General features: G+C 35.8%; 11 protein-coding genes. 2 read left to right on the top strand and 9 right to left on the bottom strand.

Features of this window, described 5'->3' with window-relative positions; translation table 11 throughout:
* Nucleotides 1–399 precede the first annotated feature (399 nt).
* Nucleotides 400–1,335, bottom strand: a complete 936-nt coding sequence (locus H601_RS0111900; RefSeq protein WP_026711725.1) for a calcium/sodium antiporter — start codon at nucleotides 1,333–1,335, stop codon at nucleotides 400–402.
* A 72-nt stretch (nucleotides 1,336–1,407) separates the two neighbouring features.
* Nucleotides 1,408–1,902, bottom strand: a complete 495-nt coding sequence (locus tag H601_RS0111895) for a hypothetical protein (RefSeq protein ID WP_026711724.1) — start codon at nucleotides 1,900–1,902, stop codon at nucleotides 1,408–1,410.
* A 106-nt stretch (nucleotides 1,903–2,008) separates the two neighbouring features.
* Between H601_RS0111895 and H601_RS0111890 the strand changes: the two genes are divergently transcribed.
* Nucleotides 2,009–2,587, top strand: a complete 579-nt coding sequence (locus H601_RS0111890; protein WP_026711723.1) for a DUF1543 domain-containing protein — start codon at nucleotides 2,009–2,011, stop codon at nucleotides 2,585–2,587.
* A complete protein-coding gene (locus H601_RS16670) occupies nucleotides 2,574–2,717 on the top strand; it encodes a hypothetical protein (protein ID WP_169628270.1) in 144 nt (47 codons plus the stop codon). Before H601_RS0111890 ends, H601_RS16670 begins: the two co-directional genes overlap by 14 nt.
* Before the next feature lie 50 nt (nucleotides 2,718–2,767).
* Here the strand turns inward: H601_RS16670 and H601_RS0111880 are convergent, their stop codons facing one another.
* The 7 genes from H601_RS0111880 to H601_RS0111850 all read right to left on the bottom strand — a co-directional run bounded on the left by H601_RS0111880 (nucleotide 2,768) and on the right by H601_RS0111850 (nucleotide 10,332).
* Nucleotides 2,768–3,772, bottom strand: a complete 1,005-nt coding sequence (locus H601_RS0111880; RefSeq protein WP_026711722.1) for a metal-dependent hydrolase — start codon at nucleotides 3,770–3,772, stop codon at nucleotides 2,768–2,770.
* 296 nt (nucleotides 3,773–4,068) lie between these two features.
* A complete protein-coding gene (locus H601_RS0111875) occupies nucleotides 4,069–5,040 on the bottom strand; it encodes a HaeIII family restriction endonuclease (protein WP_026711721.1) in 972 nt (323 codons plus the stop codon).
* Entirely contained in the window at nucleotides 5,040–5,474 is a 435-nt protein-coding gene (locus H601_RS15685) for a DNA cytosine methyltransferase (protein WP_425402336.1), read from the bottom strand. The genes H601_RS0111875 and H601_RS15685 overlap by 1 nt, the downstream gene beginning before the upstream one ends.
* Nucleotides 5,475–5,582: 108 nt before the next feature.
* Complete coding sequence (locus H601_RS0111865; RefSeq protein ID WP_026711720.1) at nucleotides 5,583–6,089, bottom strand: hypothetical protein; 507 nt, start codon at nucleotides 6,087–6,089, stop codon at nucleotides 5,583–5,585.
* Nucleotides 6,086–6,325 carry a hypothetical protein gene (locus H601_RS16535; RefSeq protein WP_026711719.1) on the bottom strand — a complete coding sequence of 80 codons (240 nt, stop codon included), beginning with the start codon at nucleotides 6,323–6,325 and terminating at the stop codon, nucleotides 6,086–6,088. The genes H601_RS0111865 and H601_RS16535 overlap by 4 nt, the downstream gene beginning before the upstream one ends.
* A gap of 48 nt (nucleotides 6,326–6,373) precedes the next feature.
* Entirely contained in the window at nucleotides 6,374–6,712 is a 339-nt protein-coding gene (locus tag H601_RS15680; protein WP_035655919.1) for a DNA cytosine methyltransferase, read from the bottom strand.
* A 185-nt stretch (nucleotides 6,713–6,897) separates the two neighbouring features.
* Nucleotides 6,898–10,332 carry a methylmalonyl-CoA mutase family protein gene (locus H601_RS0111850; protein WP_026711718.1) on the bottom strand — a complete coding sequence of 1,145 codons (3,435 nt, stop codon included), beginning with the start codon at nucleotides 10,330–10,332 and terminating at the stop codon, nucleotides 6,898–6,900.
* Nucleotides 10,333–10,650 lie beyond the last annotated feature (318 nt).

Raw genomic sequence — 10,650 nt, 5'->3', positions numbered from 1 at the left:
CAGAAAGCACGGAAAACACAGAAGATATTGCTTCGTAATGACAAGATTGTGTGAAAACTATGACTTATTATTTGCCACGAAGAAAGAAAGGCATAAAGCTTGTGAAAATTAATTTCTCACAGAAAGCACGGAAAACACTGAAGATATTGCTTCGCAATGACAAGATTATGTAAAAACTGCTCCCGAAGTTTCGGGATGAAAACTGTGACTGAAAACTGTGACTTTAACCTAAAAACTGACCACTGCTCCCCTAGCCCGGATAGCAGCGAAAACCCCGCAGGAATAAAAGTTATTTTTTCTTGGCTTTTTGGGGCGACCAACGGAAGCCACGAAAAAGACGTAGAAAAAAAGCTTTTAGGCCGAGGAGTTGCAGCGGATAGCCGGATTAGCTCCTAAAAATTAAGCAAAAGTTAAATAGACAAAAAGAATGTAAGACGATAAAAGCACAATACCGGCTTTGCGGTCAAGAAAACCTTTTTTAGGCATTAAAACCAAAGGTAAAAGAATAAAAGCAAACCCTAACATCCAATAAATATCAAATGAAATAAGCTTATTGTCCACTAATTTAATCGGATGAATAATTGCCGTTAGCCCCAAAACTGATAGAATATTAAAAATATTTGAGCCAATGATATTACCGATAGAAATAGAGCTTTCTTTTTTGATAGCTGCAATTAATGAAGCCGCTAATTCAGGAATACTGGTGCCAATAGCCACAACAGTTACCGCAATAATTCGGTCTGAAACACCAAAGTGCTGAGCCACATTTACCGCTCCTTTGATTAACAATTCAGAACCAAAATAAAGTGCTCCGCCACCAATGGCTAAAAACCAAATAATCAAAGGAATTTTCATTTGAATGGTTTCCGGTAAATCAATTTCTTCCGGGGAAGTATTTTGGTATTTCACTAAATAAATTACAAACCCAATGATGCATAGAAACAATAGTATACCTTCGATTCTCCCAATTTCACCATCAAAAAGTAGAATTCCAAAAAGTAAACCGGAAGCCACCAACATCACCGGCCAATCGGTTTTAAAGAAGGAGTCATCTACTTTCATTTCACTGATGATCATGACCAATCCCAGAATCAATCCAATATTAGCGATGTTTGAACCCACAACGTTACCCAAAGCAATATCAGGAAAGCCGTCCATGGCTGATTTTAAACTTACAATTAATTCGGGTGCGGAAGTAGCAAAAGATACTACCGTCATACCGATGATAATTTTGGAAATATTTAAACGAAGCGACATTCCGACTGCGGCTTTTAACAACCAATCGCCACCCAAAACCAAAAGCACTAATCCGATAACAATAAAAAGAAAATCCATAACTTAAATTAAGTGATGCGAAAATAGTTATTTCTGTTCATAAAAAAAGGTCCCGAAGGACCTATATTTTTGTTAATTTATTTTCTTTACGTTGGCTTCGGTGTACCCCAACTGAGTCATTACTGCATTATAGTCTCGGTAATCTATTCGATTAGAGAAATAACCCGGCACAATCACAATTCTGAACGTTTGATTTTGTGTCCATTGAGGACCAAGAATTGCTAAATCAAAATCAAGAGAACTCATGAATAAGTTTACATCAAATCGAGTAAAATCATAATTATACTGTAAATCACCTTCCATTAATTGTACGGTTTGCGGCATTAATCGCCAAACTGGTTCACCGCCGTCAACATCCCACAAGATGTAAACCAATACCACATCAGAAGCAAAAATTTGTGGATTTAACGAAACTAAAGAACTAAAATTATTTTGAGGACCAAAATTTCTGGTTACTTCAAAAACTTCACTAATTGTATCTCTATCAACATCATCATCACTATTAATTGTGCAACTTTGTAGTGCTATCATCCCGAAAAACACTAATAGGAAAGTAATTTTTTTCATCATTTTATTTTTTAAAGATTCCACTTGTATTTGCTATTTCAATACTTGTGCCAAAGTTATCTTTTTTGAACAATTTACCCTAATTTATTTTTCTTACTTTTGAAAGATGAAAGCAAATCAAACCCTTTTTATGGTCATGTTAGGAGCTACTCCACCCGGAAGATTGACCGAACAACACGATATTTTTTTTGGAATTGGTGAAAGTTTAAAAGCTTTAGTTCCCGATATGAAAGCTTTTTGGCCGGAAGCCAAAGGAATAATTCACATTGATGCGTGGCGAAAAGTGACTTGTGTTGACGATTATACAATTGAAGTTGTTTCACGCGAGAAAAACATTCACAACACCGAAAAATTATTTTTTATCAATCTAGGTGGATACAAACAAAATGAGTTTGAAGAATTTCATTATAAAGTGCTCACCATAGCTCAAAACAAAGCGGAAGCCATCAAAAAAGCCAAAGCAACTTCGTTCTACAAACATTGCGGTTTTAAAGGAGCCACCTCTCATATTGATGACAAATACGGCGTGGATGTTGATGATATTTATGAAACAGAAGATATTTTATCACCACAATGTAAAGAAAAATTCCAATTGAAAGTTTCTAAATCGGAATCCATTCAAGGAGATGTTCTGGAAATTGGTTATGTAAAAATTGAAAAATTATTGAAAGATGGGCAGAAATAATCCAAAAAACATTAAAATTCACAACGACAAGTTGCACAAGGAGCAAGCTAAAAAGAAAGAGAAAGAATTGGCGAGAAAAGAGAAGTTGAAGGCGATTACCCGAAAATTCAACGAAAACAATAACTCTTAAAACTTATATGACTTATATGTTTTAACCATATAAGTCATATAAGTTTCTCATCAATTTCCTTGTAACCTTACCCATAATTTTCCCAACAATTTCTTTGCCTGTGCCCTATTTTTATTCGGTAATTCAGTTGCTTTAAATTCTCCGTTTTCTTCTGTGATTTGGTAACTGAACGAAAACTGCATGTCATTTTTATCTGCATTCATCACCCCAAACCGCAAATCATTAAAAAGTAACTGATTTTCTTTTTGCGTGATGCAATACCAACCTTCTGAAATTCTTTTGAGTTGCTGAATTACAGGTTGATAGGCTAATGGCTCTATCAATTCGTTTTGTTTCGGAATGAATTGAAATTGAATGGGTTGTGTATCAAAAAAAGAATAATCGCCGATGTAATATCCGTTATCGACTTTAATATTGGTAGTCCATAAAATAATATTGAATGGGGATGGTTTTACGACAATTTCCTTATAATTTATATTGTTTTCTTCCAATTGTTTTTCAAACTTATTCGTCACAATTGATTGTACTAAAAGCGTGAGAAACAAATACGAAGTACTTACTATCAATCCCGTTTTATTCCAAAATAGTCGTTTAGGGTCGTCTTTCTTTTTCCTCATCGAAAGAATAAGAAAAACCAAAAAAGGCAATGTATATAACGGATCAATCACAAAAATAGATTGCAATGAAAACCGTGTTTCGAGTGGCCAAAACAATTGCGTTCCCCATGTAGTGAACAAATCGAGTAAGGAATGCGTTTGCAGAATAAGGAATGAAAACAGTGTTGCTTCTTTGAAATGTACTCCTTTTTTATGCTCCAGTTTTTGTAAAATCCATCCTAAAACGGGAGAAAGAAAAAGAAAAAACAGTGTGGAATGACTAAAACTGCGGTGAATTTCGGTGGCGGTTAGTGGATCTAAAAACTTTCCATACAACACATCCAAATCCGGCATCGTTCCGATGATGGCACCGTAAAGAATGGCTTTGTTGCCGATCTTTTTGCCGAGCACTTGATTGCCCACTGCGGCACCGAGAACGATTTGACTGAGTGAATCCATTTTGGGAAAGTTTGTGCAAAAATAAGGATTTTATCAATGAATTCAATTAACGAGCCGAATGCGAATTAGTTTGTGTAGGTTGATTGAATAACGTTCTTACTTTTTATATTTATCCCCTTTATTGAGTTTTATGACTTGGTGAAGGGAAATATAATTCTTTTTCAATTCTAAACTTTTAATAGGTAATTTGATAATTTCACTAGTTAAAATGTATGGTTGGTTTTTCTATATTTCTGCTTAAATATTACAAAATGCAATTAAAAAAAATAACATCCCAAATCCTATATAAATTTAAATCACGGAATAAACAACTGATTTGAAAAAAGAGAATGTGGAGCAGAAACTAAATTAATGTCAAATTTTAAGGACGGTTCAATTCTTGAACTTGCGTTGTGGATACGGAAAGAAATTTGCCAACCTTCGCTTAAAGTGACTAGAAGCGTTGTTTTAGAATTGTCTTGATATACTACTTCAATTAATCTATTCGGAAGTTTTAATCTTTGAATTTTCGCTTTTGGTTTTATATTCTCAAACGGCAAATTCAAAGTTCCATGTAAATTATAGGCTTGAATTTCTACTTTATTTTTACCCTTTATAACCTTATAAAAATCTTGATTTCCAACTAAATATTTAATTAAATTTTCAGCAATAATCCCAGAGTTTTCATTATCTAAACGTAACAATTCTTTTTTAAAAGCATCTAAAACAGGAACATATACTGACGTATGATAATCACCTAAAGTTTCCCATTTTTGAGTTGCTTTGCTTGTTTTACGCAACTTTGCTAAATTATCGAAAATTGGTTTAACCTCATTAAAATACTGGGCTGAACAAGGAAAACCTAACCACTTTTGACCAAAATCTATATCATTTGATAAACGAGAATGTTTCACGGCTCTATGATTATTTTTTGCCGATATTCCAATTTCCCATTTTTGCAAAGAACGAATTGCTAAAACATCTCGAACATCTCCAACTTGACCAGCTTTGTCAGCTACAATTTCGAGTTGTAAAATATCTTTTTCATTAATTCCGTTAGCTAAACGTGGCTCAATGTCAAGCAAAAAATTAACCGCAAAACTTGCAACTAATTTATAATGGCCCTGCTCTTTTTCATCAAAACTCACAAAACATTTTAATGCTGTTCTGTAGGGTTCATTTTCAAGTACTGAAACAGAAGTTATTACTTTTAAACGTTCTAAAAACTCGCTGGGTAAAGCATATTCAAATGCTTTTCCGTTTATAGTTTGGGTAGCGTTTTTTGCCATTATGCTGTTACTCGATTTACGATTTCGTTCAATTTTTCAATAACAATATTTCCATTATATTCATTATGAATAGTTTTTGATGATAATCTATTTGCAACTTTTAAGTTCTCCAAATCAGCATAAATTTTTTGAGCTAAAATTTTTCCCATTCTAACAGGAACTGCATTACCTATCATTTTATACCCCGCAACAACACTAACATATTCAAATGAAAAATTATCAGGAAAAGTTTGGATTCTTGCACATTCACGAACGCTTAATCTTCGGTACAAATGCTCTTTACCTTTCACAAATTCTCGAAGGTTTTGTTCTATAAACTTCATTTTGGGTGCTTGTGGATGAATTGGAGCGTGACGACCTCCTGCTTGTATAGTGAAAGAAACTTCGTCCCATGAACGAACTCTATTTCTTGATAAATATAGTTGAAAAACAATAAAAATTAATTAAGCTTGCCCCAAAGAGTCGGGCTATCCTTTGCTTTTTTTTGCTGAAAAGTAAAAAGTATTTCCACTTCAATTCCTCACGCAAATGCAGGACAAAAATTAATATCCAATCAGTAAAATTCCTTTAAGGGGAAGATGGAGGCGATTTGAGATATAGAGTGTTTCTAAAAAAGTATGGATTATCTCAAAATCTTTGTGCTTACGATAAACGTTTCTAACAACATTAACTAAATATTCAACTTCAAACATCATACATGCTTGAAAAATATCCTTTAAAAATTGGTTGTTTTCAGTAGCTCTCCCTGCTTCGATTTCAACAACAATTTTACCATCAGCACTTACTGCATCAGCATTAAATGCTTTATCAATTTTATTATCGTAACCAAATAATACAGGAACACTAATTTTCTTTGCTGCGGTTTTGCCAGTTTCACAAGTAAAATCAATTTTTTCTAAATGAGGTCTAACCACTTCTAAAACATCATTACTTGATAAATTAAATTCAGGGGATTTTATATTTTGATATTCAATTTCGAAACAAGAAATTACAGCTTGTATTTCTTTTGTTATTCCTTGTGAGCGAGGAAAAAATTGAAATCTTATCATTTTACTTCTTTAGTTAAAAGATTTATTAACTCGTCATCAGAAAGTTTAATCTCATATTCATCAACAAAAAAGTAAATGCTTTCATCAACAGAAATAGCTTCTTCAGAAACATAACTGCCATCTTCATTTAACAATAATTGATTTAATGTTATAGTAGAAATTAGTACATTACCTAATTCAGGCAGTTCAATTTCTCTTACTTTATATTGATTATTTTGAAATTCTATTTTGTCCATCCAAGATAGTTTTAAAAATACTTCTTTATGTGCAAACAACAATTTTCCCTAGACATTTTCCGCCAAGAAGAACTTTGGCTTTTTATCTGCTAAAATCCGCATGAATTCATAGAAAAGTTGACCTCTTTTATCTGCAATTCCACGTTTTGAGCCAGCCTCTGACCAACTTTGACAAGGCGGACCACCTATAATCCCATCACAATCAGGAACTTCAATTGAAGGAATATCAACAATACTTCTTCTATCTAAAATTGTGTTTTTATGATTCTTTTCATAAGTTGCCCAAATTTCTTTGTCGTATTCATTTGCCCAAACAACATCAAAACCAGCCTTCTCAAAGCCTAAATCAAGACCACCTGCACCTGCAAAAAATGACACAACTTTCATACTTTGTTAATTAAATTATTAAACAACAAACTTACTAAATTTAAATATTCTGGCCAAATTGTGAACAAGGAAATTGTCGAATCAACAACTTCGTAAAACGCTGAACAACCTTTCTTAAAACGAGATTATGATACAAACAAAAAAAGGACAACTCTCGTCATCCTTTTAAAATAATAAAATATAATTTACATATTCCTTCTATACTGCCCCCCCACTTCAAACAACGCACTCGTAATTTGTCCTAACGAGCAATATTTGGTGGCTTCCATTAGTTTTTCAAAAATATTTTTGTTTTGGATGGCGGCTTCCTGAAGATTGTTCAATTGCTCTTTTACCTTTTCGGCGTGCAGTTGGTGTAAGGTTTCCAAGGTTTTAATCTGGAATTGTTTTTCTTCTTCGGTGGCACGAATTACTTCCGCCGGAATCACCGTTGGCGAACCTTTGGAACTCAAAAACGTATTCACCCCAATAATCGGGAATTCACCCGTATGCTTCAAGGTTTCATAATACAACGATTCTTCCTGAATTTTAGAACGTTGGTACATCGTTTCCATCGCACCCAACACACCACCACGTTCGGTGATGCGGTCGAATTCCTGTAAAACGGCTTCTTCTACCAAATCGGTTAATTCTTCAATGATGAACGAACCTTGGATTGGGTTTTCGTTTTTGGCTAAACCTAATTCTTTGTTGATAATCAACTGAATCGCCATCGCACGACGCACCGATTCTTCGGTTGGTGTGGTGATGGCTTCGTCGTACGCATTCGTGTGCAACGAGTTGCAGTTGTCGTAAATGGCATACAAGGCTTGCAACGTTGTTCGGATGTCATTGAAATCAATTTCCTGAGCGTGCAACGAACGTCCCGAGGTTTGAATATGGTATTTCAACATCTGAGCTCTTTCGTTGGCTCCGTATTTATTTTTTAAAGCTTTTGCCCAAATTTTTCTTGCCACACGACCAATCACGGCATATTCCGGATCGATTCCGTTAGAGAAAAAGAAGGATAAATTCGGTCCGAAATCGTTGATGTTCATGCCACGGCTCAAATAATATTCCACGTAAGTGAAACCATTGGCCAACGTGAACGCCAATTGCGTAATCGGGTTTGCCCCCGCTTCTGCAATGTGATAACCCGAAATGGAAACCGAATAGAAATTTCGAACATTCTTTTGAATGAAATATTCCTGCACATCTCCCATCAATCGAAGTGCAAATTCGGTGGAGAAAATACACGTATTTTGTGCTTGATCTTCTTTTAAAATATCGGCTTGCACCGTTCCGCGAACTTGTGCTAAGGTTTTAATTTTAATATCGTTGTACACTTCCATCGGCAACACTTGGTCTCCGGTTACGCCCAAAAGCATCAAACCTAAACCGTTGTTTCCTTTTGGAAGTTCGCCGTTATAGCGAGGTCTTTCGAAACCCTTTTTCTTATAAATTTCGTTGATTTTTTCTTCTACCTCATCTTTTAAATTGTTTTCCAAAATGTATTTTTCACAATTTTGGTCGATGGCAGCATTCATGAAAAAGCCCAGCAACATCGGAGCCGGCCCGTTAATCGTCATACTTACCGAAGTCATCGGATGACTCAAATCAAAACCGGAATACAACTTTTTAGCGTCATCCAAACAGCAAATAGAAACTCCGGCATTCCCAATTTTCCCATAAATATCAGGACGATGGTCCGGGTCATTTCCATACAAGGTTACCGAGTCAAATGCGGTGGACAAACGCTTGGCGGGCATTCCCAAACTCACGTAGTGAAAACGACGGTTGGTTCGTTCCGGTCCGCCTTCTCCGGCAAACATTCGGGTTGGATCCTCGCCTTCTCGCTTAAACGGATACAATCCGGAAGCAAACGGGAATTCTCCCGGAACGTTTTCCTGTAAATTCCATTTTAAAATATCGCCCCACGCTTGATATTTGGGTAACGCTACTTTTGGTATTTGCGAATGCGAAAGGGATTCGGTATGCGTTTGAATTTTGATTTCTTTGTCGCGAACTTTAAACGAATAAATCGGATTTTTGTATTTGTTTACTTTTTCGTCCCAGTTCAAAATGATTTCCCAGTTGAATGGGTCAAGGTTCATTTTTACTCGGTCGAATTCTTTGGTTAATAAACTTAAAAATTCTTGATTAGTAGAAGATTGAGCCACTTGCAATTGCTCTTCATTCAAACCGTATTTCGTTAATCCTAATGTATTGATATGACCAACCGATTCGATGGTTTTATAAATGCCGTATAATTTTTGAGCAACTTCCACTTGTGATAAAACCGTTTCGTCATACTTGCGGTTATTCTCTGAAATTTCAGAAAGGTAACGGGTTCTGTGTGGCGGAATAACGAAAATTTTCTCGCTCATTTCACGTGTAATTTCAAAAGTCGAATGCAAATCAGCTTCTGTTTTTTCAACGATTTTGTCCATCACTTTTTTGTACAGTGTATTCATTCCCGGATCATTGAACTGCGAGGCAATGGTTCCGAAAACGGGTAGCGAATCTAAATCGGCATCCCACAAATTATGGTTGCGTTGGTATTGTTTTTTCACATCGCGAAGGGCATCGAGTGAACCTCTTTTGTCGAATTTGTTGATAGCCACTAAATCAGCAAAATCTAACATATCGATTTTTTCGAGTTGCGTTGCGGCTCCGAATTCCGGTGTCATTACATATAATGATACATCAGAATGTTCTAAAATTTCGGTGTCGCTTTGACCAATTCCGGAGGTTTCCAGAATGATGATATCGTATTGGGCTGCTTTGAGCACTTGAATGGCTTCGGCAACATATTTTGATAACGCTAAATTGGATTGACGCGTCGCCAACGAACGCATATAAACGCGAGGATTATTGATGGCATTCATTCGGATTCTGTCGCCTAACAAGGCTCCGCCCGTTTTTCTTTTGGAAGGGTCAACAGAAATTAAACCGATTGTTTTTTCAGGGAAATCGATTAGAAAACGACGTACTAATTCGTCCACTAAAGAAGATTTTCCGGCTCCACCGGTTCCGGTGATTCCAAGAACAGGAATCTTGGATGTTTCATTTTTTTTATGAATGGCATCGAGTGTTTCTTTAGCAATATCAGGAAAATTCTCCGCAGCAGAAATCACTCTGGCAATGGCTCTTGGATTTTTTTCTTCCAAGTGATTAGCTTCACCATTCAAATTGTCACCAATGGGATAATCAGCTTGTTGGACCAAATCATTAATCATTCCTTGTAAACCCATGGCACGACCGTCATCGGGAGAATAAATTCTGGTGATGCCGTATTCGTGTAAATCTTTAATTTCTTCGGGAAGGATTACACCACCTCCACCACCAAATATTTTGATGTGACCGGCTCCTTTTTCTTTGAGCAAATCGTGCATGTATTTGAAATATTCATTGTGCCCCCCTTGATAGGATGTCATGGCAATGGCATTGGCATCTTCTTGAATAGCAGTGTTTACGACTTCTTCCACACTTCTGTCGTGACCAAGGTGAATCACTTCTACACCGGTAGCCTGAATGATGCGTCGCATGATGTTAATGGCAGCATCGTGTCCGTCAAAAAGGGATGCGGCAGTTACAATTCTTACTTTATTTTTAGGAATATAAGGAGTTGCTTGTTCCATTGATAAAAAAATGATGTTTTTGAGGGTGCAATTTACGGAATTAATAAAAAATATTATGTATTTTTTGTTTCAGGTTTCAAGTTTCAGGTTTTAAGTTTGATTTGGTGCGGAAAAAAAATGGTTGGATGTTTTTTTTTCTCACAGAAAACACGGAAAGCACAGAAATGAGATTCCTCATTCGTCGGAATGTCAAGATGGTGGATGAATGTGACTTCTTTTTGCCACGATGAAATTTTTATGAAACTGAAAAATGGACGCATCAACTTGAAACCTGAAACTTGAAACTTAACAACCCCAACTTTAAAAAAGGCATGGTAA

Source organism: Flavobacterium filum DSM 17961 (assembly GCF_000425465.1).
Lineage (GTDB): Bacteria > Bacteroidota > Bacteroidia > Flavobacteriales > Flavobacteriaceae > Flavobacterium > Flavobacterium filum.
The sequence above is the reverse complement of the archived record's forward strand: the minus strand, read 5'-3'. Positions and strand labels throughout refer to the sequence as shown.